Here is a 25,166-nt window from a genome sequence, read left to right as displayed (position 1 = left end):
CTTGTCAGGGGTCTTGTCGCTCACCGCAGCTGCCCTCGCATCTCGGAGGTCGGGAGGGCGCGCAGCGCCTCGGACTCGAGGTCCTCGATCTGGGCCAGGCGGTTGGCGCCCAGCTTGGTGGCCTGCACCTGGTCGTGGAGCTTGAGGATCGCGTCGATGAGCATCTCGGGTCGGGGCGGGCAGCCCGGGAGGTACATGTCGACGGGGACGACGTGGTCGACGCCCTGGACGATCGCGTAGTTGTTGAACATGCCTCCGCTGCTGGCGCAGACGCCCATGGCCAGGACCCACTTGGGCTCGGCCATCTGGTCGTAGATCTGGCGCAGGACGGGCGCCATCTTGTTGCTGACGCGGCCCGCGACGATCATCAGGTCGGCCTGGCGGGGGCTGGCGCGAAAGACCTCCATGCCGAAGCGCGCGAGGTCGTACTTGGGGCCACCGCTGGTCATCATCTCGATGGCGCAGCAGGCCAGGCCGAAGGTGGCCGGCCAGAACGACGCCTTGCGCATGTAGCCGGCGACGCCCTCGACGGTCGTCAGCAGCACTCCGCTGGGGAGCTTCTCCTCGATACCCATCAGATGGTCCCTTCCGTGCACAGAGGTGCTGAGAGCTGGGAGGCGCTGTGCATCCGGAGGCCGACGCGGGACGTCGACCCTGGTGCGGAGCGCAGCGGAGCGGCCGTCGACCGACGACGACGCAGGCGATGTGCGTGCATGGCGACGCTCAATCCCACTCGAGGCCGCCGCGTCGCCACACGTAGGCGTAGGCGACGAAGACGGTGGCGATGAAGATGACCATCTCGACGAGCCCGAAGATCTCCATCGCGTCGAAGTGGACCGCCCACGGGTAGAGGAAGATGATCTCGATGTCGAAGACGATGAAGAGCATCGCGGTGATGAAGTACTTCACCGGGAACCGGCCGCCGCCGACGGGCTGCGGCGTGGGCTCGATGCCGCACTCGTAGGAGTCGAGCTTGGCGCGGTTGTAGCGCGCGGGCCCGATGAACGCGCTCGCGGCGACGGACCCGACGGCGAACAGCGCCGCGAGGAGGGCCAGTGCCAGCACTGGTGTGTAGAGCTCCATCCCAGCGCTCCTTCCGTGTCTCGGCGCCCGCAGAACTCCGCGATTGTGACTTTGTGAAGCGAATCACGAGGTGGCGCAGCCCACATCCTGCCACTCAACGTCACGCAGGTCACACCCAGGTCCGGGACCCGTCGAGCCCCCTCGGGGACAGGCATTTATGTCACGAGGACGTCTCCTAATTCGGCCCCTTCTCACCGCCCTCGGAAGCGGGTCGCTAGCCTCGCTGCGTGATCATGGACGTGGTGCGTTTCTCCGTCGGCACGCTCACCGCGATCCCGGTCCGGCCGCCGAGCAAGGTCGACCGCTCGGTCACCGTGCCGGGGATGATCGTGGCGCCGCTCGCGGTGCTCCCGCTCGGCGTGCTGGTCGGCCTCGTGTGCTGGGGCGGACGCGAGCTCGAGCTGGCCCCCATCGCGGTGGCGGCGACCGCCATCGCCGCGCTGGCCCTGGGCAGCCGCGCCTTCCACCTCGACGGTCTCTCCGACACCGCCGACGCCCTGACGTGCTCCTACGACGCCGAGCGGTCGCTGGAGGTGATGAAGCGTGGCGACGCCGGGCCCGCCGGCGCGTCCGCCCTCGTGCTGGTCCTCGGCATCCAGGTCGGGGCGCTGACCGCGCTGCTGGGGCTGGCGTGGGGGCCGCTGCTCGCCGGCACCCTGGTCTGCGTGTCCCGCGGCGTCACCGTGGTGATGTCGGTGCGCGGCGTCCCGGCGGCGCGCGACACCGGCCTCGCGGCGACGTACGTCGGCACCATCGCGCCGGGCGTCGCCGTCGCCTGCTGGGTGGTGCTCACCGGCGTGCTCGCGGTCGTCATGGAGGTGAACGACCTGCCCTGGTGGCGCGCCGTCGTCGCTGCGGCGCTGGCGCTCCTGACCGTGGCCTGGCTGGTGCGTCGGGCAGCCAGGCGCTTCGGCGGGGTCGCGGGCGACGTCTTCGGCGCCGCGGTCGAGGTCAGCCTCGCGGTGCTGCTGCTCGCCTCGACCTGACGGACGGCCGCGCCTCGAGCATCAGGCGGTGGCGCGGTGCAGCGCCACGATGCCGCCGGAGATGTTGCGCCACTCGGGCGCGAGCCAGCCGGCCTCGCCGATCATGGCCGCCAGCGCCTCCTGGTCGGGCCAGGCGCGGATCGACTCTGCGAGGTAGACGTAGGCGTCGGGCGAGGACGACACCGCACGGGCGACCGGCGGCAGCGCCTTCATGAGGTACTCGATGTAGACGGTGCGGAACGGCGACCACGTCGGGTGGCTGAACTCGCAGACGACCAGGCGGCCGCCGGGCTTGGTGACGCGGCGCATCTCGGCGAGACCGGCAGCCGGGTCGACGATGTTGCGCAGACCGAACGAGATCGTGACCGCGTCGAAGGTGTCGTCGGCGAACGGCAGCTGCGTGCCGTCGCCCGCGGTGAACGGCAGGTGGGGCTTGGCCTTCTTGCCCACCTGCAGCATCCCGAGGGAGAAGTCGCAGGGCACCACGCGCGCACCCCGGTCGGCGAAGGGCTGGCTGGACGTGCCGGTGCCGGCCGCGAGGTCGAGGACCATCTCGCCGAACTGGGGGTCGACGGCGTCGATGACGTCGCGGCGCCAGCGGCGGTCCTGACCGAGGGACAGCACGTCGTTGGTGACGTCGTAACGGCGCGCGACCGCGTCGAACATCCGACGGACGTCGGTCGGTTGCTTGTCGAGCTCAGCGCGGGCCACGCGCAGAGCGTACGGGGAGCCCGGTCGTGAGTCGGAGCCGGTCACGACTTGGTCTCGGCGCGAGATTCCTCGCCCGGGGCTGCAACCCGGAGGCCCCGGGCGGCGTCACCTGAGTGTCGAACCACCCACAGACCAAGGGAAAAGCCATGTCGATCGTCCGTCGTCTCACGCTCATCGTGGTCGTCGCCGCCCTGCTCTCCGGAGCGGCGTACGGCGTCGGCTGGGCCACCCACCGGTCCTCGGAGCCCTCGTCGACCACCTCGACGGCCACCTCGACGGCCACTGAGCAGACCACGCCCGCTGAGCCGGTCGACGTCGAACCCACGCCGGAGCCCGAACCCACGCCGGAGCCGGAGCCCACGCCGGAGCCCGAGCCGGAGCCCGAGCCGGAGCTCCAGCCGGGGCCGGCCCTGCTGTCCCCCGGCGACGAGAACGACGAGGTGCGCGACCTGCAGGCACGACTGCGCCAGATCGACTGGTTCGGAGCCGACGTGACCGGCTTCTACGGCGACCTCACCACGGAGGCCGTGCGCGGCTTCCAGGCCAAGCGGGAGATCCCGGTCACCGGCGAGGTCGACCGACGCACGCTCGACCGCCTCCTGGGCATGACCAGCGAGCCGACCGCGGCCGAGCTCACCAACCAGCTGGGCGACAACGTGCCCGGAGCGCTCGACCCGCGCTGCCTGACCGGTCGCGTGCTGTGCATCGACAAGACCAGCAGCACGCTGCGGTGGGTCGTCGAAGGCGAGGTCCTGCGCACGGTCGACACCCGCTTCGGCGGCTCGGCGACGCCGACGCGGGAGGGCACCTTCTCGGTGGATTCCAAGAGTCGTGACCACGTGTCCAGCCTCTTCGACACCGCGATGCCGTTCGCGATGTTCTTCTCCCGGGGGCAGGCGGTGCACTACTCCCCCGACTTCGCCGCGGTCGGCTACGCCGGCGCGTCCCACGGCTGCGTCAACGTGCGCGACTACGACGCGATCGCGTGGCTCTACGACCAGGTCGCGGTCGGCGACGCGGTGATCGTCTACCGCTCGTGACGCCGGCGGACGTCAGCCGAGCAGGCCCTCGAGGAGCTCGACGCCCTCCTGGGCGGTGATCCCGACGCCGATCAGCTGGTAGGTGCTCTCGTCGCCACCCACCTGACACTTGACCGCCTGCGGGTCCGGCTCCGAGATCGGCTGGCCCGCCGGGACCGGCTGCTGCCAGATCAGGGAGCAGGTGCCCTCGCCGACCTGGACGAGGTCGGTCTGGTTGCGCGCGTTGCCCAGGAGCGACGGGTCGACCGGAGGGCCGTCGGGCACGAACGGCCCGGCGGCCTGCTCGAGGACCATGACGGTCACCTGCACCCCACGCTCGGGGTCCTGGTAGGTCCGGGCGTGGGCCGGCACGTCGTAGACCGCCTCCAGGCGGTCCTCGGCAGAGGCCATCAGGTCGCGCTGCTGGTCGGCGAAGTCCTGGGCCGCAGCGGGGTCACCCTGGGAGTCGTCGACGACGTCCGTCGCGGTCAGTCCGCCGGGCAGGGTGGCGGGCAGGTCGGTGTCGGCGCTCCCGTGCGCGCGGGGCAGCAGCAGCACGGCGAAGGCCACCACGGCGGCGAGCAGCACGAGGCCGACGAGGACCCCGAGCACGGCTGGGGTCGAGGCGGACGAGGGGCGAGATGAGGTCGCGGTCACGCGGTGACGTTACCCACGGTCCAGCCCGGTGGACCAATGCGCTCGGTAGGCTCGTGGAGTGACGAACGCTGCGACCCCGGGTGGGCCGACTCCCTCGCTGGTCGCGCGCACCGTCTCGATCGACCTCGACGCCGCGACGTCCCTGGTGTCGCTGCTCCCCACCGACCACCCGGTCGCGTGGCTGCGCCGTGGTGAGGGCCTCGTGGGTTGGGGAGAGGCCGCCGTGCTGCGCACGAGCGGCCCGACGCGCTTCTCCGACGCCGACAAGTGGTGGAGCGAGACGATCGCCCGTGCCGACGTCCGCGACGAGGTAGGTGAGCCCGGCACCGGCCCGGTGTGCTTCGGCACCTTCGCCTTCGGTGACCTGCCCGGCGACTCGGTCCTGGTCCTGCCCGCCGTCGTGGTGGGCCGCCGCGGCGACCGCGCCTGGCTGACGACGATCTCCACCACCGGGGTGGCCGCCGAGTCACCCGCCGTCATCGTCGCGGAGCCTCCGCGCGCCCCGACCACCGTCAGCTTCTCCGACGGTGCCCTCAACGGTGAGGAGTGGATGTCGGCGGTGGCCGACGCCGTCGCCCGGATCAGCGCCGGCGACCTCGAGAAGGTCGTCCTCGCACGAGACCTCCTGGCCCGGGCCAGCGAGCCCATCGACGTGCGGTGGCCGATGCACCGCCTCACCGAGTCCTACCCGATGTGCTGGACCTTCCACGTCGACGGCATGTTCGGTGCGACGCCGGAGATGCTGGTGCGCCGCGAGCGCGGCCTGGTCACCTCGCGGGTGCTGGCCGGGACCATCCGCCGCACGGGCGACGACGACCGCGACCTGGCGCTCGCCGCGACGCTGGCCCGCTCGTCGAAGGACCTCGAGGAGCACGAGTACGCCGTCCGCTCGGTCGCCGACGCCCTCGAGCCGCACTGCTCGTCGATGAACGTGCCCGAGGCGCCGTTCGTCCTGCACCTGCCCAACGTCATGCACCTCGCCACCGACGTCAACGGCGTCGTCCACGACGCCGCGACGGTCTCGTCGCTGCGGCTCGCGGAGGCGCTGCACCCCTCGGCCGCCGTCGGTGGCACCCCCACCGACGTCGCGACCCGGCTGATCACCGAGATCGAGGGCATGGACCGTGGCCGGTACGCCGGACCCGTGGGCTGGATGGATGCCCGGGGCGACGGCGAGTGGGGCATCGCCCTGCGCTCGGCCACGGTCGAGGACGACGGGATCCGGCTCTTCGCCGGCTGCGGCATCGTGGCCGACTCCGACCCCGAGGCCGAGCTCGCCGAGGCCCAGGCGAAGTTCGTGCCGGTGCGCGACGCCCTGGGTGGGGTCTGACCTACAGGTCGGCCCCGTCGGCCAGCCGCACGAACTCCTGGCCGTCGGGCAGCAGGTTGCCCATGTGCGTCTCGACCATCCCGAGGCCGGCCGCGGAGTAGACCCGGTCGTGGATCCCGAGCGAGCGCGGCGCCCCGACGGCGCGCACGAAGTCGATGGCCTCGGAGACCTTCAGCCACGGCGCCGACACCGGCGCCAGGAGCAGGTCGACCGGCTGTCCCGGCAGGGTCAGCGCGTCGCCGGGGTGGTAGATGCTCGTGCCGGCCACGTCGAGGACGAAGCCTGAGTTGAAGAACCGCGGGTAGTCCTCGTGGATCACCGCGTGGAGCTCACCGACGGCCCGCACGGGGACCCCGACGTCGAAGCGCTCCTCGGGAGCCACGACCGTCACCCGCTCCAGCAGGTCCGGCGCGTCCTCGCGGATGCGGGCCGCGACCGCGTCGACGGTGAAGACCGGGGCGTCGCAGGCGCGCAGGTGGTCGGGCAGGTAGTGGTCGGGGTGCTCGTGGGTGATGAGCACGGCGGTCGCCCCGTCGACGGCCTCCGCGTCGGTGAAGACGCCGGGGTCGAGCACGACGACGGCACCGTCGTGCTCGATGCGCACGCAGGCATGACCGAGCTTCGTGATCCGCATGCCCGGCACAGTACCTAGAGTGGGCCCATGCCGAGCTCCCGCCAGACCGTCGTACGACGTGCCACAGCGGCGGACGCCGAGGCACTGGCGCACCTGCACCTCGACGTCTGGGACGACGCCTACACCGGGCTCATGCCGCAGTCGATCCTCGACGACCGGCGCGACGAGACCGAGGCCCGGGTCGAGCGCTGGCGCACCATCCTCACCGGCGACCACAGCACGGTCGTGGCGGAGGACGACGAGGGCCTGGTCGGCTTCGCGTCCTCAGGCCCCGGTCGCGACGCCGACGTGGACACCGAGCTCGAGCTCTGGGCGCTCTACGTGCGGGCCCGGCTGTGGGGCACCGGCGTGGGCTACGCGCTGTTCAGCGAGGCGATCGGCGACCGCGCGGCCTACCTGTGGGTGCTGGCCGGCAACGAGCGGTCGATCCGGTTCTACGAGCGCCAGGGCTTCCGGCTCGACGGCACCAGCGACGAGCACGAGCACGGTCTCCACGTGCGGATGCTGAGGGCCGGCACGTGAGCCACCGGGTCGCCGTCACCGGCTCGACCGGCGCGCTCGGCGGCCTCGTCGCACGACAGCTGACCGACCTCGCACCGCTCCTCGTCGTGCGCGACCCGTCACGTGCGCCCGACCTGGGCGGCGAGGTGCGCGCCTGCTCCTACGACGACGCGCCGGCCGCGCGCGCCGCCTTGGCCGGCGTCGACGTGCTGTTCATGGTCTCGGCCTCCGAGTCCGAGGTCCGGCGCGGGCAGCACCGCACGTTCATCCAGGCCGCGGCCGACGCCGGGGTGGGACACGTCGTCTACACGTCCTTCGCCGGCGCCTCCCCCGACGCCGTGTTCACCCTGGGTCGCGACCACCACGACGCCGAGGCGGCGATCCGGTCCTCGGGCATGGCCTTCACGCTCCTGCGCGACAACTTCTACCTCGACGTGCTGCCGCTCTTCACCGACGAGACCGGGGTCATCCGCGGCCCGGCCGGCTCGGGTCGGGTCGCCGCGGTCGCTCGCGCGGACGTCGCCGACGTGGCCGCCGCGGTCCTGAGGGACCCGGGCGCGCACGCCGGGACGACGTACACGCTCTGCGGGCCGGAGGCCCTGACCCTCGCGGAGACCGCCGCACGGATCAGCGCCGCCCAGGGGCGCGAGGTGCGCTTCGAGGACGAGACGGTGGAGGCCGCCTACGCCTGGCGGCGCGAGCAGTACGGCGCCGCGCTGTGGCAGCTCGACGCGTGGGTGAGCACCTACACCGCGATCGCGGACGGGTCGCTGGCCGCCCTCTCCGACGACGTACGACGAGTGGCCGGGCGCGAGCCCCGCTCGCTGGAGGACGTGCTCGCTGGCCGCTAGCTCGGGCGACTCACGCGGTGAGGTGGTGCAGGAAGCACCAGCGCCAGTCCTCGCCCGGCTCGGCGGACTGCATGACGGGGTGCGTGGTGTCGTGGAAGTGCGCGGTCGCGTGCTGGCCCGGGGAGGAGTCGCAGCACCCGACGTGCCCGCACTCGAGGCACTGGCGCAGGGCTACCCAGCGGGTGCCGTCCTCCACGCAGCGGGCGCAGGTGCCGTCGTGGAGGGTCTCGGCGACCGGGTGGGCGACCAGCTCGTCGCACTGGTCGCCGGGAGCGCGCGGCACGCTGACGGCGCGGATGTCCTCGCGCTCGTGCGTCGCGTTGTCGATCATCGACTCCTCGATGTCCAGCATCGCGAGCACGTCGGCGACGACCTCGGAGGCGACGGTGCCCGACGAGCGGATCTCCAGGATCCGGCCGCGCTCGGCGGCGAGCATGGCGAGCCGGATGCGCGCGTAGAGCTCGCTGGGCGTCTCCTCCTCTGCGGTCGTGCCGAGGCGCTCCCACGCCGCGAAGTTGCGCTGGTCGATGCGCTGCCGGACCAGGTCGACGACGCCGTGCGGGTCCTCGTAGTCCATCTTCTCGACGGCCTCGAAGCCGGCCTTCGACGCCTGCTGGAGCAGGGTCGCGCGGGCCAGGGCGTCGTCCATCGGGTCGGGCGAGGGCACCCGGAGGCGGCGGGCCAGCCACGGCAGGGTCAGGCCCTGGATGAAGAGCGTGCCGGCCACGACGGTGAAGGCGATCAGCAGCAGCACCTCGCGGTGCTCGGTGTCGTCGTCGATGATGAACGCCGCCGCGAGCGTGACGACGCCGCGCATGCCGGCCCACCCGAGGATGAACGTGTAGGACCACGGCGCCACCTGGCCGGTGGCGCGGTCGGGACCGGGGCGCACCAGCAGGTAACGGGCCAGGAAGACCCACACCATGCGCAGCACGATGACGCCGACCAGCGTCGCGCCGCAGACCGCGACGATCCGACCCGGGCTGAGGTCGCTCCGGCCCACGTCCTCGAAGAGCCACTTGGCCTGGAGGCCGATCAGCAGGAAGACGGTGTTCTCGAGGACGAAGGCGATCGTGCGCCAGTTCATCCGCTCGGCGATGCGCGACTGGGCGGTCTGGAGGACGGGCGCCTTGTGGCCCAGGAGCAGGCCCGCGATGACCACGGAGATGACGCCGGAGGCGTGGATCTCCTCGGCCAGGATGTAGGCCGCGAACGGCACGACCAACGAGATCGCGGTGTCCATGAGCGGGTCGGTGATCTGCTTGCGCAGCTTGGCGACGAGCACGAAGAGACCGAAGCCGACCAGCACCCCGCCACCGGCCGCGACCAGGAAGTCCTCGGCCACCTCCATCGTGCTGATGCCCAGCCCGCCCGCAGCGATCGCGGTGCGCAGGGCGACCAGGGCGGTGGCGTCGTTGAGCAGAGACTCGCCCTCGAGGATCGTGACGATCCGGCGCGGCAGCCCGATGCGACGCGCGATGGCGGTCGCGGCCACGGCGTCGGGCGGCGCGACCACGGCGCCGATCGCGAACGCCGCCGGCCAGCCGATGCCGGGGATGAGCACGTGCACGAGGGCGCCGATGCCGGCGGTGGTGAAGATGACCAGCCCGACCGAGAGCAGCAGGATGGAGCGCCGGTTGGCGTTGAAGTCGACCAGCGACGTCTGGATCGCCGTCGCGTAGAGCAGCGGCGGCAGCAGCCCCAGCAGCACGACCTCGGCCTCGAGGTGGACCTCCGGCATGCCCGGTGCGTACGACGTCGCCACGCCGACCGCGATCAGCAGCAGCGGCGGGGGCACGTCGATCCGCTCCGCGAGCGCCGTGACGGCGAGGACCCCGACGCTCAGCGCGACGAGGAAGAAGGCGATCTCCACGGGGTCATCATCGCCGACGGAGCCGGTTTGATTCCCGACCGACCGCGTCACGTCGCTCGGCGGGGCGGTGTCTGGTGGGCGGTCAGGCCGCCCGCGGCCGGGTCGTGTGCCGCAGAGCGCGCGTCACCGCGCTGTCCGGCACACGACCGGAGGGCGGCCCGCGGTGGGTCGGTCGCCTCGCGTCGGTCGTGTGCCCGAGCCCGCGCCCTGACCTGCTCTCCGGCACACGACCCGCGCGACCCGCGCGACCGGCCGCCCCGACCCGGAGCCCCGCCTCAGCCCCCGAGCGCGCGGATCCGCTCGTCGAGCTCGCGGCGGTTGTCGCGTCGCACCCGCACCTCGACGACCTCGATCCCACCGTTCGGCGAGGCGAGCGCCTGCTCGAGCTCGGGCAGGCTCTCGACCCGCCAGTGGGGGGTGCGGGTGGCGGCGCACAGCGCCTCGAGGTCCACGCCGTGCGGGGTCCCGAAGAGCCGGTCGAAGCCGGCCGCGTGCTCCGGGGCGCCCTGCTCGAGCATGGTGAAGATCGAGCCGCCGTCGTCGTTGACGACCACGATCGTCAGATCGGGCCGTGGCTCCTGCGGGCCGAGGACCAGCCCGTTGCTGTCGTGGAGGAACGTCACGTCGCCCATCAGCGCGATCGTCCGCCCGGGGGTCTCGCGCCCCAGCGCGGCGCCGATCGCGGTCGAGATCGTGCCGTCGATCCCGGCGAGGCCGCGGTTGGCGATCGTCTTGCGGCGGCTGCCGACCGGGTAGGGCCGGACCATCAGGTCGAGGTCGCGGATCGGGCTGGAGGCACCGACGACGAGCTGGTCGCCGGGCGCGAGGGCATGGCTCACCGCCCCCGCCACCTCGTACGGCGTGAGGTCGGCCTCGGCGGCCAGCAGCACGTCGAGCCTCCGCGCGACGTCGCGGTCGGCCTCGCGCCAACGCGCCAGCCAGGCCGGGTCGTCGGCACCGGCGACCGTGAACGCCTCGGCCTCGAGCGCCACCGCGTAGGGCCGCTCTGCCCACACCCCGCGTGAGCGGACCGAGACCACCTGCACGTCGGCCCTCCCCAGCAGGCGCGTGACGGGCCGCGAGAGCGTCGGGTGCCCCAGGACGACGACGCGCTCGATGTCGCTCCCGAGGGTGCCGTCGAGCAGCAACCGGTAGCAGCGCAGGGCGTGCTCGCCGGTGCGGGAGCCGCTCGTGGGCTCGGCGAGCAGCGGCCAGCCCGCGGCCTCGGCGACGCGCCGGGCGCCCTGAGCGGCGTCGTCGCCGGCCACGACGACCGTGCGCGGGCCCAGCGGCAGCTCGACCGGGGCGGGCCCGGGTCCGCGGCCCCGGCGCTCGGCAGAGAGCGCCACCGAGGGCACCCACCCGTCGTCGGAGGTGTCGGGGAGCAGCGGGTCGTCGAGCTGCAGGTTGAGGTGCAGCGGACCGTCGACGTCGAGGTCCGGCAGCGTGGCCCCGACAGCCAGGTCGTGCGTCGGGACCAGCCGACCGAAGATGCCGACCTGGTCGGTGGTCTGGTTGGCGTCGGTGCCCCGCAGGCGCCCCGGGCGGTCGGCGGTGAGCACGACGATGGGCACCCCCGCGTGCGCGGCCTCGAGGACCGCCGGGTGCAGGTTGGCGACGGCCGTGCCCGACGTGCACACGACCGCGGCCCGGGCGTGGCTGCGGGTCAGGCCCAGGGCGAGGAAGCCGGCGCTGCGCTCGTCGACGCGCGTGTGCAGCCGCACGGCGCCGGTCGAGGCCGCGGCGAGGGCCGCGAAGGAGAGCGGGGCGTTGCGCGAGCCCGGGGAGACCACGACCTCGCTGACCCCGGCCTCGACCAGGGCCGAGACGACGGCACGGGCCAGCTGGGTCGACGGGTTCACGACGACCGATCCTGCCGCAGGGCCCGGACCTCGGCGAGGCAGGCCTCCCAGTGGGCCACGCGCTCGGGCGACGCACGCAGTCCGGCCAGGCGCCCGGGATCCACCGCCGGCACCCCCGTCGACAGCCAGCCGTCGACCGGGAGCAGGGAGTCCACGACGACGTCGCCGTGGAAGAGCTGCACGGTCGCGAGCCCGCACGCATAGGGCAGCGACGGCAGGGCGGCCGCCAACGCCACACCGGCGGCGATCCCGACCGAGGTCTCCAGCGCCGACGACACCACGACCGGCAGGCCGATGTCCTCGGCGATCCGCAGGCAGGCCCGCACGCCGCCCAACGGCTGCACCTTGAGGACGGCGATGTCCGCGGCCTCGAGCTCGCGCACCCGGTAGGGGTCGACAGCGCGCCGGATCGACTCGTCCGCGGCGATCGGCACACCGACCCGACGTCGTACGACGGCGAGGTCCTCGACGCTCGCCACGGGCTGCTCGGCGTACTCGAGCCCACCCGCCGCCCGGTCCAGCGCCGCGATGGCAGTGACCGCCTCGTCGACCGACCAGCCGCCGTTGGCGTCGACGCGCACCGCGCCCGCGGGACCGAGCGCGTCACGCACCGCCTCGAGCCGGGCCTCGTCCTCGGCCAGGGTCTGCCCCGGCTCGGCGACCTTGACCTTGGCGGTCGTGCACCCGCCGGCCGTCACGATCGCGTGCGCCTGCTCGGCCCCGACCGCGGGCACGGTCACGTTGACCGGCACCCGGTCGCGCACGGGCGCGGGCCAGTCACCGGCGGCGGCCTCCTCGGCACAGCGCAGCCACGGCTCGGCGACCTCGGCGTCGTAGTCCAGGAACGGGCTCCACTCGCCCCAGGCGCCGGCGCCGTCGGGACCTCGCAGCAGCACGCCCTCGCGGACGGTGATCCCGCGGAAGCGGGTGCGCATCGGGATGCTGAAGACCTCAAGCACCGGCCATCACCCGCAGCGCGAGACGGTCGGCCTTGCCGTTGGCCAGCAGCGGCAGCGCGTCGAGCGCCACCACCTGCCGGGGTGCCCACGAGCGCGGGTGCACGGCGGCCACGAAGTCGCGCACGTCCGCCACGGAGACCCGACCGACCACGAAGGCCACGACGCGCGTCCCCCACTCCTGGTCCGGCACTCCCAGCACCTCGCACGCCATGATGCCCGGGTGCGCACGCAGCCGCGCGGCGACGGCGGCTGCGGGCACGTTGACGCCGCCGCTCACCACCATGTCGTCGAGCCGCCCGAGCACGCTGAGCCGGCCGTCCTCGTCGATGCGACCGGCGTCGGAGGTGAGGAACCAGCCGTCCACGAGCACCTCGGCGGTCTGCACGGGATCGCCCTCGTAGCCGTCGAACACGGTCGGCCCACCGATCCTGATCCGCCCACCGTCACCGAGGGCGAGCGCGACCGCGTCCAGCGGCATCCCGTCGTAGACGCAGCCGCCGGCGGTCTCCGCCATGCCGTAGGTCGCCACGACCCGCACCCCGGCCTCCTCGGCCCGGATGCGCAGCGCGGGATCGATCGGACCACCCCCGAGCAGGACGGTGTGGGCGGTGCGCAGCGCGGCCACCTGGTCGGGGTCGTCGAGGACCCGCAGCAGCTGCGTCGGCACCAACGAGGTGAACCACGTGCCCTCCCGCGGCCACACCGGCGCCGCCGCGTCGAGCAGCAGCGGCTCGTGCCCCGCGACGAGGGACCGGCAGATCACCTGCACCCCGGCGACGTACGACGCCGGCAGCGCCAGCACCCACGGTCCGAGCCCACCCAGGCGGCGCTCGGTGGCGCTCACCGAGGCCAGGACCGCCCGGCGGGAGAGCTGCACGCGCTTGGGGCGTCCCGTCGACCCGGAGGTCTCCACGACCCAGGGGTCGGGCTCACCGGTCGCCTCCAGCCAGCGGGCCAGGGCCCTGACCTGCCCCATGGCCGTGACCTCGCCGTTATCCATGTGCTCAACGCTAGTCCGCCGTGGTTGCATGCTCGCCGTGTCCTCGGTGATCGCGACGTTGAAGCCCCCCTCACCCCTCGCCGGCAAGCTGTCGGTGCAGTCGGTGCTCTACGCGATCGGTGACGGCACCTTCATGACCGCCAGCGCGGTCTTCTTCACCCAGATCGTCGGGCTCTCGGCCGCCCAGGTGGGCCTCGGCATCACGGTGGCGGGCGTCGTGTCCTTCCTCGTCGCCGTGCCGGCCGGCAAGCTCGCCGACAGGATCGGCCCCCAGAACACCTGGTGCATCGGCGCGTTCGGCACGGCCGCGATGTACACCGTGTGGCCCTTCATCGACGGCTTCGTCGCGTTCCTCGCGATGAGCATCGTGCTCGAGGTCGTCAACAGCGCCGGCGGCGCCGGCCGGGGTGCCTACATCCTCGACGTCCTGCCGCGTCAGGAGCGGGTGCAGTCGCAGGCCTACATGTACTCCGCGCTCAACCTCGGCTTCACGCTCGGCGCCGCCCTCGGTGGCTTCGCGCTCGCCTTCGACAACGACACCGTGATCCGGGCGCTGCCCTGGCTCACCGCAGCGCTGGTCGCCGTCAACGCCTACTGGATCGCGCGCCTGCCGCGGGCCGCCCACCGCGAGCGGCCCAACGTCCTGGAGGCGGCCGTGGAGGGCGCCCTGGAGGGCGACGCCCCCGGCGAGGTGCCGGGTGCGCTGCGCAACCGCGGATTCCTCGCCACCTCGTTCTTCGGCGGTGTCCTGAGCACCAACCAGGTGCTGCTCCAGATCGTCATCCCGCTGTGGCTGGTCGAGGAGACCGACGCCCCCCGGGTCCTGCTCGCGCTGCTCTTCGGCACCAACACCGTCATGTGCATCTTCCTGCCGATGGCGGCCTCGCGCGGCGTCAAGGACGTGGCCACGGCCCTCAGGGCCGCCCGCATCAGCTCGGCGTTCTTCGTCGCCTCCTGCGTCATCACCCTGATCACGCACGACACCGTCGGGGCGCTCACGATCGCGCTGATCTGGCTCGGCCACATCACCGTGACCGGTGCGGAGCTCTACCTCTCCGCGGCCACCTGGGCGTTCGAGTCCGAGCTGTCCGACCCGGACAAGCGCGGTGAGTACCAGGGCGCCGGCAACCTCGGAGGCACGCTCGGCTACGTCTGGGCGCCGGCGCTCTACACGTTCCTCGCGATCAGCTGGGGGTCCTACGGCTGGCTGGTGATCGCGGTGATCGTGATCGCCGCCACCGTGGGCATCCACCCGGCCAGCCGCGCCGCCCAGCGCTTCCTCGTCGAGCACGACCTCGACCCGAGCCGCTGAGCCGCGACCACCTGGGGGACAATCGTGTCTCGTGGCTACCTCCGCTGACTGGCTCGCCGGCGCGCGTCCGCGCACCCTCCCCGCTGCGGTCGCGCCGGTCCTCGCCGGCACCGGCGTGGCGGCGTACGCCGGAGCGTGGGACGAGTGGCAGGGCGTCTGGTGGAAGGCCGTCCTCGCCCTGGTGGTGAGCCTCGCCCTCCAGGTGGCGGTCAACTACGCCAACGACTACTCCGACGGCATCCGCGGCACCGACGACGACCGGGTCGGCCCGATGCGCCTGGTCGGCTCGGGTGCCGCGACCCCGGCCGCGGTCAGGCGCGCCGCCTTCCTCGCGTTCGGGGTCGCCGGCGTCGCCGGGCTGGTCCTCGCCGCCAGCACCGCCTGGTGGCTGGTCGCGGTGGGCGCCGTGTCCGTGGTCGCCGCCTGGTACTACACCGGCGGCTCGACCCCCTACGGCTACCTCGGCCTGGGCGAGGTCATGGTCTTCGTCTTCTTCGGCCTGGTCGCGGTCATCGGCACCACCTACGTCCAGACCGAGAGCTGGGTCTGGCCGGCCTTCTACGCCGGGATCGGGGTCGGGGCGCTGGCCTGCGCGATCCTGGTCGTCAACAACCTGCGCGACATCCCCACCGACACCGTGGCCGGCAAGCGCACGCTCGCCGTACGCCTGGGCGACGGCCGCACCCGCGCCCTCTACCTGCTGCTCGTCCTCGCGGCGGCGGTCGCCGTCGTGGCGGTCGCCGGCGCCACGACCTGGTGGGTGCTGGTCGCCCTGGCGTTCCTCGCCGTGGCGCTCCCGGCGGTGCGCACCGTCATGAGTGGCGCCACCGGGCCCGGGCTCATCCCGGTGCTCCAGCAGACCGGCCTCGCCGAGCTGGTCTGGGCGGCGCTGGTCGCCGCCGCGCTCGTCGTCCGCGGCTGAGCCTGACTGGCGCGACGTCCGGCGCTGCGGGAGCCGACGTAGGGTCGAGGGCATGTGGTTCCTCGTGCTCGTCCTGCTGGTCGCCGCGGCCTTCGTCGCCTACAAGATGCGGGTCCCGCTCCTCGCCAAGGTCCTCGGTCAGTCCGAGGGACGGGTCAACCGCCGGCTCGACCGCCGCAAGGACTGAGCCGCCGGCGGCTCAGGGCCGCGCCTCAGGGCCGGTCGGCGGACGCCTCGTCCTGCGCGTCCTCCACGTCCTCGCGAGCCTTCATCTCCTCGAGCCGGGCCGACGCGGCCCGCGCACGGTCCTCGACGCGCCGCGCGAAGGCCTCGCGCTGACGGTTGAGGAGGAAGTAGGAGCCGACCCCGCTGACGACGAACGCGATCACGACGACCCACGTGACGTTCACCTGGTCGGACAGTGCCGCCCACACCCCGAAGACGATCGCGAACGATCCGACGAAGAGGGCGAGGCGCAGGCCGGTGTAGACGAGAAACTCCTTCACCCCACCAGGGTAGTTCGTGACCACTAGGCGCCTACTCTGGAGGGGTGCTCAAGTTCCTGCTCTTCGTCGTCGTGTTCGCCCTGGCGACCTACTACGTCGTCCGCCTCCTGCAGCAGCGCAGCGGTGGGGGTGGTGGCGGGCGACCGCAGGTGAAGCGTCCGCGTCGGCCCCAGCCGCCGCCGCGCATGGTCGCGCCCGACGACGACGAGGACTTCCTGCGCGAGATCGAGCGCAAGCGCCGTCGCAACCAGAAGCGCAAGGACCCCGACGACCCGGACGCCGTCGGGTCCTGACCCGTCAGCCGCGTGGTCGGGTCCGGTACGTCACGAGCATGACCCCGCCCGGCAGTGGCTCGACGGCCACCGCATGCACGTCACGGGGGCGGTCCAGGCCTCGGAAGAGCGGGATCCCGTCCCCGAGCAGGATCGGGTTGACCTTGACCTGGATCTCGTCGACCAGGTCGACGAGCTGACCCGCGAGGTCGGCCCCACCGCAGAGCCAGACGTCCTTGCCGGGCTCTGCCAACAGGTCGGCCACACCGGCGCGGACGTCGCCTCCGACCACCTCCACGTCCGAGGAGGCCGGGAGGTCCCGGTGCGTGACCACGACCTGGCGCAGGTGGGGATAGGCCCCGCCCACCAACCCCGCGTCGAGGGCCGGGGCGTGGGTGCGGCGCCCCATCACGACGGTGTCGAACCTGCGGGGTGCACCGGTGACACCGAGCGCCTCGCGCAGGTGCGCGGGGCAGGTCTCGGGGTAGCGGTCGAACAGCGCCGCCAGGGTCTCCCTGTCCTGGGGGAACTGCGAGAAGTCGCCGGCCGCGTCGGCGATGAAGCCGTCGAGCGAGGTGGCGACGTGGTAGACGAGCTCGCGCATGGCGCCTCCCATCGTGGGGGTGTGGGTCCTCCGCAATGTACAACAGACGTAGTGGTTGGCCTACCATCGGCTCCATGGTCGCCAACCCAGGCCGCAGGGCCGACGTCACGAGAGCGGCGCTGGAGATCCTCGGCCGCCACGGGAGCCGGGCACTCACCCACCGTGCAGTCGACTCGCTGGCCCAGATGCCGCCGGGGACCTGCTCCAACTACTTCCCGAGCCGGGCCGCCCTCCTGCTCGCCATGGCCCGGGGCGCGTTCGAGCAGCTCGCCCCCGACCCGGCCCGGCTGACCGAGCTCGAGCGCGCCCCGGCCGGGGAGGCGCTGGAGGGCTATGCGGCGTACGTCGTCGAGCGACTCATCCTCCGGCCGGACCTCGCCCGGGCGCTCGTCGAGCTGCGCCTCGAGGCGTCGCGGTCACCCGACGTCGCGGCGGTCCTGACGCCGTTCCTCCGGCAGGGGCTCCGCGCCGACGTCGCCTTCCACGAGTCCCGTGGCCTGCCGGGCGGGGCCGAGCTGGTCCTGCTGCTGCACCACCTGGTCAACGGCATCCTGCTGGACCACCTGACCGTGCCGCTCGACCCCGGGAGCAACCCCGTGGCCGTCGCGCGACGGGCCGCGCGTCGTCTCGCCCAGGACGTCGGGCCCTAGCGACCCGGCAGGCCCTGCGCCGTGGTCTCGGCGGGCTGCACGATCGCGGGGGCGCTCTCGGCGTAGGAGTGCTGGCTGGTCGTGGAGAAGAAGTTGATCCCGATGAAGTTGAACCACAGCGTGGCCAGGCCGACGAGGGCGAGGATGGCGGCGTTCTTGCCCTTCCACCCCGCGGTCGAGCGGGCGTGCAGGTAGGCGGCGTAGACGACCCAGGTGATGAAGGCCCACACCTCCTTGGGGTCCCAGTTCCAGTAGGACGACCAGGCCTCGTGCGCCCAGATCGGCCCCGTGATGAGCACCGCGAAGGTCCAGACCGGGAAGCCGAAGGCGTGGATGCGGTAGGAGACGCGGTCCAGCGTGGCCAGCGAGGGCACCCGCGCGAGCGGACCGGTGGTGATGTCGCCCTTGCGGTTCTTGATCAACCACATCGCCGAGGTGATGCCGCCCAGCGAGAACGCGCCGGTGGCGATGACCGCGGAGACGACGTGGATGACGAGCCAGTAGGAGTTGAGGGCCTCGGTCAGCGGGGTGACCTCGCTGTGCAGCCAGATCACCGCGACCATCAGCATCGAGAGCACGAAGGCGACCACGATCGGGGCCATCCACGCGAGCGCGAAGCGGCGGTAGAGCACGAGGTACATCAGGGTCACGACGAAGGTGCCCGAGATGGTGAACTCGTACATGTTGCCCCAGGGCACCCGGTTGGGGTCGGCGGCCATGCCGCGCCCCACGAGGGAGGTCAGGTGCACCACGGCCGCGATCATCGTGAGCAGCAGTCCCAGGCGACCGAAGAGGGCGACGCGCTGGCGGGACCCCGCGGTGCCGCTGCTCGTGTCGTCCGCTGGGCCGGTGGCCACCGCGACGGAGCCCGCGGAGGCGCTCGCGCGGGTGGACGCCGTGGCGGCCGCCACCTCGACCGGCACGGTGCCGCGCAGCGCCGACCACTCGATCAGGTGCGCCAGCAGGGCCAGGAAGTAGACGATCCCGCTGACCGCGATCGCCTGGTCGCTGAGGGTCTCCCACGCGGTGTTGCTCATTGCTTCTCCTCGGCTCGGGGTGGTGCGGCGCGCAGCTCGCCCACGATCTCCTCCAGCACCGGGGCGACGTCGCCCCCGCCGGAGCGGTCGAGGGCTGCGACCTCGACCATGGTGGCACTGTCGTCCTCATCGGAGCCGGGCCGTGCCCGCACCCACACCCGACGCGGGCGGATGAACAGCGAGCCGCACATCCCGATCAGCGCCAGCACCACACCGAGCAGCGTGAGCTCCTTGCCGGGCGTCTGGCTGAACTGGATGCGCGTCCAGGGCTGGACGCTCTCGAAGGTGACGGTCCCGAGACCGTCGGGGAGCGTCGCGGTCTCGCCGATCGACAGGTCCAGCCGCAGGGGCTGGCCCTCGTCGTTGAGCACCTGCGTGGCGTTGGCCTTGTCGAGCACGTAGACCGACTGCGACGTCGGCACGTCGAGGCCGAGGTCGCCGGTGTAGACCGACATCGACAGCAGCGGGTTGAGGTCGTCGGGATAGATCGTCAACGGGTTGCCGCCGACCAACTCGAAGGTCGGGTAGAAGAGCCCCTCGAGGCCGATCTGACCGGGCTGCGCGTCGGGCGACTTCACGACGCCGAAGGACAGGAAGCTCTGGTCCTGCGGCAGGAACGGCGTGGGCCCGCTGTAGACCTCGTTGCCCTCACCGTCGGTCACGGTGATGACCGGGGCATAGCCGTGGCCGATGAGGAAGACGTCGGTGTCGCCGATGCTCAGCGGGTGGTTGACCCGCAGGTCGTAGGACTGCTCGTCGCTGCCGGGCTGGTCGGTGTAGGTCAGCCCGGCGTCGAACGCCCGCGCCAGCACACCGCGGTTGGTGCGCTGCCACTCGACGTCGAAGGAGTCGAAGGAGAAGACGAACGGGTCCATCTGGTCGGCCGAGAAGAGGGAGCCGGGCTCGAAGTCGTCGTACTGGCTGATGGTGTTGGCGAAGGTCGAGCCCTGCGCGATGACCGCGCCGCCGCGGAAGCCGAAGAGGCTGCCGAGCGCGAAGCCCACCAGCACCACCACGACCGACAGGTGGAAGACCAGGTTGCCGACCTCGCGCAGGTAGCCACGCTCGGCGCTGACGAAGTCGTCACCGTCCTGCGCCGACCGCAGCCGGTAGCCGCGGGCCCTGAGCACCTCCCGGGCACGCCGGAGCACCTCGTCGACGCTCTCCCCGCTGCCGTACGACGCGTGGTCGGGCAGGCGGGTCAGGTTGCGGGGGGCGACCGGCGGGGGTGTCCGGATCGCACGGAGGTAGACGAACGTGCGCGGGATGATGCAGCCGACCAGCGAGATCATCAGCAGGATGTAGATCGCGCTGAACCACGGGGAGTCGTAGACCGAGAAGAGGCTGAGCTTCTCGTAGATCGGCGTCAGCGTCGGGTGGTCGGCCTGCCAGCGGGAGGTCTTGAGGGAGTCGACGCCCTCCTGCGGGATGACCGAGCCCGGCACGGCCGCCAGGGCGAGCATCAGCAGCAGGATCAGCGCCGTGCGCATCGAGGTCAGCTGGCGCCACAGCCAGCGACCGAGCTCACGCGGGTTGAGCTCGCCGAGGCGGCGCTCCGGGGTCTCGGGAGGGGGCTCGACGGGGGCCGAGGTCCGGGTCGTCACACGCTCACCTCGAAGTCGCTGATCAGCCGGACCTGGATCCAGGTCACGGCGCTGTCCCAGAGACCGCTGACGAGCAGGAGGCCCACGACCACCAGCATCACGCCGCCGATGCGCGTGACCCAGGCCTGGTGACGACGGACGAACGCGATGGCGCCCAGGGCCCGCGTGTAGGCCAGGCCCAGCACCACGAAGGGCAGGCCCAGTCCGAGTGCGTAGATCCCGGCCAGCAGCGCGCCACGGCCGGCCGTCGCCTCGTTGATCGACAACGTGGTGATCGCGCCCAGGGTCGGGCCGATGCACGGCGTCCAGCCGAGGCCGAAGAGGATGCCGAGGAAGGGGGCCGCAGCCAGCCCGACGGCCGGGACCTTGTGCACCCGCCACTCGCGCTGGAGGAACGGGATGAGACCTGCGAACGCCAGGCCGAAGACGATGGTCAGCACCCCGAGCACGACGGTGATCTCGCGCTGCCAGGTGCGCAGCCAGAAGCCGACCGCCCCCGTGGCGGCACCGATGCTGACGAAGACCAGCGCGAACCCGAGCACGAACAGCACCGAGCCCACGAACATCCGTCCCCGGTGCGCCTCGCCCTCACCGGACGCGAGGTCGGCCCCGGAGAGCCCGGTGGCGTAGGAGAGGTAGCCGGGCAGCAGCGGGATCACGCACGGCGAGAAGAACGACACCAGCCCTGCGACCAGCGCGACGGGCAGGGCCAGGGCGAGGGAGCCGCTCGCGGCCTGGGTCTGGAACCAGTCACCCATCCTCGGCGAGCACCTCCTCGACCAGCTCGGTCAGGGTCAGGGCAGAGGTCAGCGCGCCCGAGACGACCGCGGCGACGCGGCCCTCCCGGTCGAGCACGATGGTGACCGGCGGGGAGCGCGGCGCATAGCGCCCCAGGCCCAGCAGCGCCTCGCTCGCCTGGTCGTGGATCGAGGGGTAGTCGATGCCGGACTTCCGCTCGAAGGCCAGCGCCGGCGCGACCTCCTCGCGGATGTTGACCCCGACGAACGGCACGTCGAGCTCGGCATCGGCCTCGACCAGGAACGGCACCTCCGTGCGGCACGGCGGGCACCACGAGCCCCACACGTTGAGGACGACGACCTCGCCGCGCAGGTCGGCCACGTCGAGCGGCTCGCCCTCGAGCGTGTCACCGGCCAGCTCGATCGGCTCGTCGCGGTCCGCGACCGCGATCTGCGCGATGCTGCCCAGCTGCTCGACGTACCCGCCGTCACCGGTCCCGCGCAGGCTCGAGCAACCCGAGACCGCCAGCAGGACGACGGCCAGCATCGCCGCCCGTCGTACGACGGGGCGCGCGGCGTGGGCTCGGGCGGGGGCGGTCATGTCAGGGCCGCTTCTCCTCGGGGGCTCCCCCGGCGGAGAACGGCGCCTTCTTGTCCCCGGTCGGGATCAGGTCGCCCGCGGGCTCGCTGTAGGAGACCTGGGTCAGTCGGTCCCCGACGAAGTGGAAGGAGGTGAGCGAGGTCAGGGTGCACTGGCGCTTGCGGGGGTCGTGGAGGAAGGAGCGCTTCTCCACGTGCAGACGGGTGGTCCAGATCGGCAGCTGGTGCGAGACCAGCACGGCCTCGTGACCGGTCGCGGCGATGCGCGCGTCGTGAACCGCGGCCATCATCCGGGCGACGATGTCGGCGTAGGGCTCTCCCCACGACGGCTTCCACGGGTTGTAGAGGTACTTCCAGTTCTTCGGCTTCTTCAGCGTGCCGTCGCCCTGGCCGAAGCGCTTGCCCTCGAAGACGTTGGTCGACTCGATGATCCGCTCGTCGGTCGTGATCTCGAGGCCGCGGAGCAGCGACAGGGGCGCGGCGGTCTCCTGCGCGCGCTCCAGCGGCGAGGCCCGCAGGTGCACGATGTCGCGGTCCTTGACGGCGTCGGCGACCTTCTCGGCCATCTGCTTGCCGAGCTCGGAGAGGTGGAAGCCGTCCCGGCGGCCGTAGAGCACGCCGTCGGGGTTGTGCACCTCGCCGTGGCGCATCAGGTGGACGATCGTGTCGGGGGTCTGGCTCATCGGGCTCCTCCGGCGGCGGCGGCCGCTGTCGCGGCGTGGGGCAGGGCGTCCAGGACGGTCTGGATCGCCCGGTCGTCGTGGGCGGAGGACAGGAACCACGCCTCGTACGCCGACGGCGGGAGGTAGACGTGTCGCTCCAGCATGGCGTGGAAGAAGGCGGCGTAGGCCGCACTGTCGGTGCGCGAGGCGGCCGCGAAGTCCCGCACGGGGCCGTCGGCGGGGTCGGTGAAGAAGACGGAGAACATGGTGCCCGCGGCCTGCACGACGTGCGGCACACCGGCGGCGGTCAACGCGTCGGCGGTCGCCTGCTTGATGACGTCGCCCGCGCTCGTGATGTGGGCGTAGACGTCGTCGGTGGCCAGGCGCAGCGTCGTGAGGCCGGCCGTCGTGGCGATCGGGTTCCCCGAGAGGGTGCCGGCCTGGTAGACGGGCCCCTCGGGCGCCAGGTGGGACATGACGTCGGCGCGACCACCGAAGGCCGCCGCAGGGAAGCCGCCGCCCATCACCTTGCCGAAGGTCATCAGGTCGGGGGTCCAACCCTCGACCGCCCCGTCGATGCCCCAGTAGCCGGTGCGCGAGGCCCGGAAGCCGGTCATGACCTCGTCGGTGACGAAGAGCGCGCCGTGGCGGGTGCAGATGTCGGCGAGGAAGCCGTTGAATCCGGGCTCGGGCGGCACGACGCCCATGTTGCCGGCCGCCGCCTCGGTGATCAGGCAGGCGATCCGGTCGCCGTGCTCGGCGAAGGCGGCCTCGACGGCAGCCCGGTCGTTGTAGGGCAGGACCAGCGTCAGGGCGGTCGAGGACTCCGGCACTCCGGGCGTCCCGGGCACCGCGAAGGTCGCCAGGCCGGAGCCGGCCGAGGCGAGCAACGAGTCGACGTGTCCGTGGTAGCAACCGGCGAACTTCACCACGACGTCGCGACCGGTGAAGCCGCGCGCCAGCCGGATCGCCGACATGGTGGCCTCGGTGCCCGAGGAGACGAAGCGCACCTTGTCGATCGGGGTGCGCTCGACGATCTCCTCGGCGAGCAGGACCTCGGGCTCGGTGGGGGTGCCGTACGACGTGCCCCGCGCGACCGCGCCGGTCACGGCAGCCAGGACCTCGGGATGCGCGTGCCCCAGGAGCATCGGGCCCCACGAGCAGATCAGGTCGACGTAGTCGACGCCGTCGACGTCGGTCAGCCAGGCACCGCTCGCGGAGCGGATGAAGCGCGGGGTGCCACCGACCGCGTTGAAGGCCCGGACCGGGGAGTTGACCCCTCCGGGCGTGACAGCCCTGGCCCTCGCGAAGAGGGCGCCGGACGTGGGGGCAGGATCGGCCGTGGTCACCTCCTCATTGTCGCCGAGGGACCCCAGCGAGCAGCATCCGCGCCCGCCGGCTGAGCGGGATCGTGTGACGGACACCACGGTCCCGTACCATGGGTCACGCCTACCACCTCCCCGCTCCTTCACGACGTTTTCCCCTCCGGCCGTAACTTGGCTGTGACACGATTCGTTGGGTTAGCACAGCCGGCAGGTGGGAAGCATGGCTGCAACTCAAGGGGAGATGTCCATGTCCGCCAAGCGCTTCGGTCGCACGCAGAAAGCGACGGCAATCCTGCCGCTCGCGCTGCTGTCGGCCGCCTGGACCGCCAGCCTCGCCGGCGTCGGTCCGACCACCGCGGTGTCCGCACCGACCATCACCGAGTCGACCTCGCTGCCCGACGGCACGAGCGTGCCGACCGAGGCGATCGAGGCTCCGGCCTCGGTCAGTGGCGGCGAGCTCGGCGGCGGCGTGGGTGGCAACACCGCGCAGATCATCGCGACCTCCTCCACCAACGGCATCCCCTCGGCAGCCCTGGCCGCCTACCAGCGCGCCGAGACCGTCATCAACTCCGCCGACAAGACCTGCAACCTGTCCTGGCAGCTCGTCGCCGCCATCGGCCGTGTCGAGTCCGACCACGGCCGCTACGGCGGCAACGCGCTGAACAACGACGGCATCGCCACCCCCGGCATCTACGGCATCGCCCTCAACGGCAAGAACAACACCGCCGTCATCCGCGACACCGACGCCGGCCTCTACGACAACGACCAGGTCTTCGACCGCGCCGTGGGCCCCATGCAGTTCATCCCCTCGACCTGGTCGGTCGTCGGGGTCGACGCCGACGGCGACGCCCAGCGCAACCCCCAGGACATCGACGACGCCGCCCTGGCCACCGCGGTCTACCTCTGCTCCGGCAACGACGACCTCGCGACCCTGACCGGCCAGCGCGCCTCGGTCTACCGCTACAACCACTCCCAGTCCTACGTCGACCTCGTGCTCTCCATCATGGAGAACTACATGTCCGGCGACTACACCTCGGTGCCCAACTCCACCACCGCGGCCGGCTACATCGTGCCCGACCCCGGCTACACCCCGCCCGCCTCCGGCCCCCGGGGCAACGGACCTGGGGCCGACATCAAGCCCCAGCCCTCCGGCGGCGGCACCACCCCCACCGCACCCGAGACCACCGACCCCACCCCCGACGGCGGCAGCACCGGTGGCGGCAGCACCGGTGGCGGCAACACCGGTGGCGGCAACGGCGGCGGTCTCCCGATCCCCGAGGAGAACCCGGTCCCGCTGCCCTCGGTCACCATCCCGCCGCTGCCCTCGACCCAGGTCGAGCCCGTCGACGACGTCCTCACCCTCGCCCAGGCGATCGTGCAGTGCACCCTCGACGGCTACATCGACAACCCGCTCAAGAGCGACGACAAGTTCGATCAGTGCGTCAAGGACTACACCAGCTGATCGCCCT

28 protein-coding genes are annotated in these 25,166 nt (G+C 72.4%); 11 read left to right on the top strand and 17 right to left on the bottom strand.

The genetic code is table 11. The features are described 5' to 3' along the window. Positions 1-20 precede the first annotated feature (20 nt). Entirely contained in the window at positions 21-575 is a 555-nt protein-coding gene (locus RMN98_RS02225; RefSeq protein ID WP_309647172.1) for an NADH-quinone oxidoreductase subunit B family protein, read from the bottom strand. 148 nt (positions 576-723) lie between these two features. Then, the gene (locus RMN98_RS02220; protein ID WP_309647171.1) at positions 724-1,083 is read right to left on the bottom strand and encodes an NADH-quinone oxidoreductase subunit A; all 360 of its coding nucleotides are present in this window, start codon (positions 1,081-1,083) and stop codon (positions 724-726) included. A 233-nt stretch (positions 1,084-1,316) separates the two neighbouring features. Here RMN98_RS02220 and RMN98_RS02215 point away from each other — a divergent pair, with 233 nt between their 5' ends. Then, positions 1,317-2,069: an adenosylcobinamide-GDP ribazoletransferase gene (locus RMN98_RS02215; protein ID WP_309647173.1), complete on the top strand. Its 753-nt coding sequence runs from the start codon at positions 1,317-1,319 to the stop codon at positions 2,067-2,069. 21 nt (positions 2,070-2,090) lie between these two features. On the opposite strand, the gene RMN98_RS02210 is transcribed toward RMN98_RS02215, so the two are convergent. Further along, positions 2,091-2,780, bottom strand: coding sequence for a demethylmenaquinone methyltransferase (locus tag RMN98_RS02210; protein ID WP_309647170.1), 690 nt, complete (start codon positions 2,778-2,780; stop codon positions 2,091-2,093). 146 nt (positions 2,781-2,926) lie between these two features. Between RMN98_RS02210 and RMN98_RS02205 the strand changes: the two genes are divergently transcribed. Then, the gene (locus RMN98_RS02205; RefSeq protein ID WP_309647169.1) at positions 2,927-3,820 is read left to right on the top strand and encodes a L,D-transpeptidase family protein; all 894 of its coding nucleotides are present in this window, start codon (positions 2,927-2,929) and stop codon (positions 3,818-3,820) included. 12 nt (positions 3,821-3,832) lie between these two features. Here the strand turns inward: RMN98_RS02205 and RMN98_RS02200 are convergent, their stop codons facing one another. Continuing rightward, positions 3,833-4,456, bottom strand: a complete 624-nt coding sequence (locus tag RMN98_RS02200; RefSeq protein ID WP_309647168.1) for a hypothetical protein — start codon at positions 4,454-4,456, stop codon at positions 3,833-3,835. 58 nt (positions 4,457-4,514) lie between these two features. Here RMN98_RS02200 and RMN98_RS02195 point away from each other — a divergent pair, with 58 nt between their 5' ends. Beyond that, on the top strand, positions 4,515-5,786 hold the full coding sequence (locus tag RMN98_RS02195; protein WP_309647167.1) for an isochorismate synthase: 1,272 nt from the start codon (positions 4,515-4,517) through the stop codon (positions 5,784-5,786). A 1-nt stretch (position 5,787) separates the two neighbouring features. On the opposite strand, the gene RMN98_RS02190 is transcribed toward RMN98_RS02195, so the two are convergent. Continuing rightward, positions 5,788-6,420: an MBL fold metallo-hydrolase gene (locus RMN98_RS02190; protein ID WP_309647166.1), complete on the bottom strand. Its 633-nt coding sequence runs from the start codon at positions 6,418-6,420 to the stop codon at positions 5,788-5,790. 27 nt (positions 6,421-6,447) lie between these two features. Here RMN98_RS02190 and RMN98_RS02185 point away from each other — a divergent pair, with 27 nt between their 5' ends. Together RMN98_RS02185 and RMN98_RS02180 are read left to right on the top strand one after the other, a co-directional pair. Further along, complete coding sequence (locus RMN98_RS02185; RefSeq protein ID WP_309647165.1) at positions 6,448-6,942, top strand: GNAT family N-acetyltransferase; 495 nt, start codon at positions 6,448-6,450, stop codon at positions 6,940-6,942. After that, complete coding sequence (locus RMN98_RS02180) at positions 6,939-7,772, top strand: NAD(P)H-binding protein (RefSeq protein ID WP_309647164.1); 834 nt, start codon at positions 6,939-6,941, stop codon at positions 7,770-7,772. The genes RMN98_RS02185 and RMN98_RS02180 overlap by 4 nt, the downstream gene beginning before the upstream one ends. Before the next feature lie 10 nt (positions 7,773-7,782). Here the strand turns inward: RMN98_RS02180 and RMN98_RS02175 are convergent, their stop codons facing one another. The 4 genes from RMN98_RS02175 to RMN98_RS02160 all read right to left on the bottom strand — a co-directional run bounded on the left by RMN98_RS02175 (position 7,783) and on the right by RMN98_RS02160 (position 13,466). After that, entirely contained in the window at positions 7,783-9,645 is a 1,863-nt protein-coding gene (locus RMN98_RS02175) for a Na+/H+ antiporter (RefSeq protein ID WP_309647163.1), read from the bottom strand. A 275-nt stretch (positions 9,646-9,920) separates the two neighbouring features. After that, a complete protein-coding gene (gene menD, locus RMN98_RS02170) occupies positions 9,921-11,507 on the bottom strand; it encodes a 2-succinyl-5-enolpyruvyl-6-hydroxy-3-cyclohexene-1-carboxylic-acid synthase (protein WP_309647162.1) in 1,587 nt (528 codons plus the stop codon). Next, on the bottom strand, positions 11,504-12,466 hold the full coding sequence (locus tag RMN98_RS02165; RefSeq protein WP_309647161.1) for an o-succinylbenzoate synthase: 963 nt from the start codon (positions 12,464-12,466) through the stop codon (positions 11,504-11,506). Before RMN98_RS02165 ends, menD begins: the two co-directional genes overlap by 4 nt. Further along, a complete protein-coding gene (locus RMN98_RS02160; RefSeq protein WP_309647160.1) occupies positions 12,459-13,466 on the bottom strand; it encodes an AMP-binding protein in 1,008 nt (335 codons plus the stop codon). The genes RMN98_RS02165 and RMN98_RS02160 overlap by 8 nt, the downstream gene beginning before the upstream one ends. Positions 13,467-13,494: 28 nt before the next feature. Between RMN98_RS02160 and RMN98_RS02155 the strand changes: the two genes are divergently transcribed. The 3 genes from RMN98_RS02155 to RMN98_RS02145 are packed head-to-tail and all read left to right on the top strand — an operon-like array spanning position 13,495 to position 15,887. Beyond that, positions 13,495-14,778 (top strand): MFS transporter, encoded by a 1,284-nt coding sequence (locus tag RMN98_RS02155; RefSeq protein ID WP_309647159.1) that lies wholly within the window; start codon positions 13,495-13,497, stop codon positions 14,776-14,778. Between the two features lie 31 nt (positions 14,779-14,809). Further along, the gene (locus RMN98_RS02150) at positions 14,810-15,700 is read left to right on the top strand and encodes a 1,4-dihydroxy-2-naphthoate polyprenyltransferase (RefSeq protein ID WP_309647158.1); all 891 of its coding nucleotides are present in this window, start codon (positions 14,810-14,812) and stop codon (positions 15,698-15,700) included. A 52-nt stretch (positions 15,701-15,752) separates the two neighbouring features. Continuing rightward, the gene (locus RMN98_RS02145) at positions 15,753-15,887 is read left to right on the top strand and encodes a hypothetical protein (RefSeq protein WP_309647157.1); all 135 of its coding nucleotides are present in this window, start codon (positions 15,753-15,755) and stop codon (positions 15,885-15,887) included. Between the two features lie 25 nt (positions 15,888-15,912). Here RMN98_RS02145 and RMN98_RS02140 read toward each other — a convergent pair whose 3' ends face one another. Then, complete coding sequence (locus RMN98_RS02140; protein ID WP_309647156.1) at positions 15,913-16,206, bottom strand: DUF4229 domain-containing protein; 294 nt, start codon at positions 16,204-16,206, stop codon at positions 15,913-15,915. 44 nt (positions 16,207-16,250) lie between these two features. Between RMN98_RS02140 and RMN98_RS02135 the strand changes: the two genes are divergently transcribed. Further along, complete coding sequence (locus RMN98_RS02135) at positions 16,251-16,499, top strand: hypothetical protein (protein ID WP_309647155.1); 249 nt, start codon at positions 16,251-16,253, stop codon at positions 16,497-16,499. A 4-nt stretch (positions 16,500-16,503) separates the two neighbouring features. On the opposite strand, the gene RMN98_RS02130 is transcribed toward RMN98_RS02135, so the two are convergent. Continuing rightward, positions 16,504-17,082 carry a dihydrofolate reductase family protein gene (locus RMN98_RS02130; RefSeq protein WP_309647154.1) on the bottom strand — a complete coding sequence of 193 codons (579 nt, stop codon included), beginning with the start codon at positions 17,080-17,082 and terminating at the stop codon, positions 16,504-16,506. Between the two features lie 74 nt (positions 17,083-17,156). Between RMN98_RS02130 and RMN98_RS02125 the strand changes: the two genes are divergently transcribed. After that, on the top strand, positions 17,157-17,732 hold the full coding sequence (locus RMN98_RS02125) for a TetR/AcrR family transcriptional regulator (protein ID WP_309647153.1): 576 nt from the start codon (positions 17,157-17,159) through the stop codon (positions 17,730-17,732). Here the strand turns inward: RMN98_RS02125 and ccsB are convergent. Genes ccsB through hemL form a run of 6 tightly spaced genes read right to left on the bottom strand, consistent with a single transcriptional unit; the run spans position 17,729 to position 23,721 of the window. Beyond that, complete coding sequence (gene ccsB, locus RMN98_RS02120; RefSeq protein WP_309647152.1) at positions 17,729-18,769, bottom strand: c-type cytochrome biogenesis protein CcsB; 1,041 nt, start codon at positions 18,767-18,769, stop codon at positions 17,729-17,731. The genes RMN98_RS02125 and ccsB overlap by 4 nt on opposite strands. After that, positions 18,766-20,373: a cytochrome c biogenesis protein ResB gene (locus tag RMN98_RS02115; protein WP_309647151.1), complete on the bottom strand. Its 1,608-nt coding sequence runs from the start codon at positions 20,371-20,373 to the stop codon at positions 18,766-18,768. The genes ccsB and RMN98_RS02115 overlap by 4 nt, the downstream gene beginning before the upstream one ends. Then, the gene (locus RMN98_RS02110; protein WP_309647150.1) at positions 20,370-21,131 is read right to left on the bottom strand and encodes a cytochrome c biogenesis protein CcdA; all 762 of its coding nucleotides are present in this window, start codon (positions 21,129-21,131) and stop codon (positions 20,370-20,372) included. The genes RMN98_RS02115 and RMN98_RS02110 overlap by 4 nt, the downstream gene beginning before the upstream one ends. After that, a complete protein-coding gene (locus RMN98_RS02105; protein WP_309647149.1) occupies positions 21,124-21,711 on the bottom strand; it encodes a TlpA disulfide reductase family protein in 588 nt (195 codons plus the stop codon). Before RMN98_RS02105 ends, RMN98_RS02110 begins: the two co-directional genes overlap by 8 nt. A 1-nt stretch (position 21,712) precedes the next feature. Next, entirely contained in the window at positions 21,713-22,393 is a 681-nt protein-coding gene (locus RMN98_RS02100; protein ID WP_309647148.1) for a histidine phosphatase family protein, read from the bottom strand. Beyond that, on the bottom strand, positions 22,390-23,721 hold the full coding sequence (hemL, locus tag RMN98_RS02095; protein WP_309647147.1) for a glutamate-1-semialdehyde 2,1-aminomutase: 1,332 nt from the start codon (positions 23,719-23,721) through the stop codon (positions 22,390-22,392). Before hemL ends, RMN98_RS02100 begins: the two co-directional genes overlap by 4 nt. A 196-nt stretch (positions 23,722-23,917) precedes the next feature. Here hemL and RMN98_RS02090 point away from each other — a divergent pair, with 196 nt between their 5' ends. Then, positions 23,918-25,159, top strand: a complete 1,242-nt coding sequence (locus tag RMN98_RS02090; protein WP_309647146.1) for a lytic transglycosylase domain-containing protein — start codon at positions 23,918-23,920, stop codon at positions 25,157-25,159. Positions 25,160-25,166 lie beyond the last annotated feature (7 nt).

The organism is Nocardioides sp., from assembly GCF_031397825.1.
Lineage (GTDB): Bacteria > Actinomycetota > Actinomycetes > Propionibacteriales > Nocardioidaceae > Nocardioides.
Note: the sequence above shows the minus strand (reverse complement) of the source record. Positions and strands in the feature narration are given on the sequence as shown.

What these genes read in the sequence shown, in the direction of transcription:
- RMN98_RS02225 (WP_309647172.1), bottom strand. Translation starts at nt 575, where the DNA reads ATGGGTATCGAGGAGAAGCTCCCCAGCGGAGTGCTGCTGACGACCGTC.
- RMN98_RS02220 (WP_309647171.1), bottom strand. Translation starts at nt 1,083, where the DNA reads ATGGAGCTCTACACACCAGTGCTGGCACTGGCCCTCCTCGCGGCGCTG.
- RMN98_RS02215 (WP_309647173.1), top strand. Translation starts at nt 1,317, where the DNA reads ATGGACGTGGTGCGTTTCTCCGTCGGCACGCTCACCGCGATCCCGGTC.
- RMN98_RS02205 (WP_309647169.1), top strand. Translation starts at nt 2,927, where the DNA reads ATGTCGATCGTCCGTCGTCTCACGCTCATCGTGGTCGTCGCCGCCCTG.
- RMN98_RS02190 (WP_309647166.1), bottom strand. Translation starts at nt 6,420, where the DNA reads ATGCGGATCACGAAGCTCGGTCATGCCTGCGTGCGCATCGAGCACGAC.
- RMN98_RS02185 (WP_309647165.1), top strand. Translation starts at nt 6,448, where the DNA reads ATGCCGAGCTCCCGCCAGACCGTCGTACGACGTGCCACAGCGGCGGAC.
- RMN98_RS02160 (WP_309647160.1), bottom strand. Translation starts at nt 13,466, where the DNA reads ATGGATAACGGCGAGGTCACGGCCATGGGGCAGGTCAGGGCCCTGGCC.
- RMN98_RS02155 (WP_309647159.1), top strand. Translation starts at nt 13,495, where the DNA reads ATGCTCGCCGTGTCCTCGGTGATCGCGACGTTGAAGCCCCCCTCACCC.
- RMN98_RS02145 (WP_309647157.1), top strand. Translation starts at nt 15,753, where the DNA reads ATGTGGTTCCTCGTGCTCGTCCTGCTGGTCGCCGCGGCCTTCGTCGCC.
- RMN98_RS02130 (WP_309647154.1), bottom strand. Translation starts at nt 17,082, where the DNA reads ATGCGCGAGCTCGTCTACCACGTCGCCACCTCGCTCGACGGCTTCATC.
- RMN98_RS02125 (WP_309647153.1), top strand. Translation starts at nt 17,157, where the DNA reads ATGGTCGCCAACCCAGGCCGCAGGGCCGACGTCACGAGAGCGGCGCTG.
- ccsB (WP_309647152.1), bottom strand. Translation starts at nt 18,769, where the DNA reads ATGAGCAACACCGCGTGGGAGACCCTCAGCGACCAGGCGATCGCGGTC.
- RMN98_RS02110 (WP_309647150.1), bottom strand. Translation starts at nt 21,131, where the DNA reads ATGGGTGACTGGTTCCAGACCCAGGCCGCGAGCGGCTCCCTCGCCCTG.
- RMN98_RS02105 (WP_309647149.1), bottom strand. Translation starts at nt 21,711, where the DNA reads ATGACCGCCCCCGCCCGAGCCCACGCCGCGCGCCCCGTCGTACGACGG.
- RMN98_RS02100 (WP_309647148.1), bottom strand. Translation starts at nt 22,393, where the DNA reads ATGAGCCAGACCCCCGACACGATCGTCCACCTGATGCGCCACGGCGAG.
- RMN98_RS02090 (WP_309647146.1), top strand. Translation starts at nt 23,918, where the DNA reads ATGGCTGCAACTCAAGGGGAGATGTCCATGTCCGCCAAGCGCTTCGGT.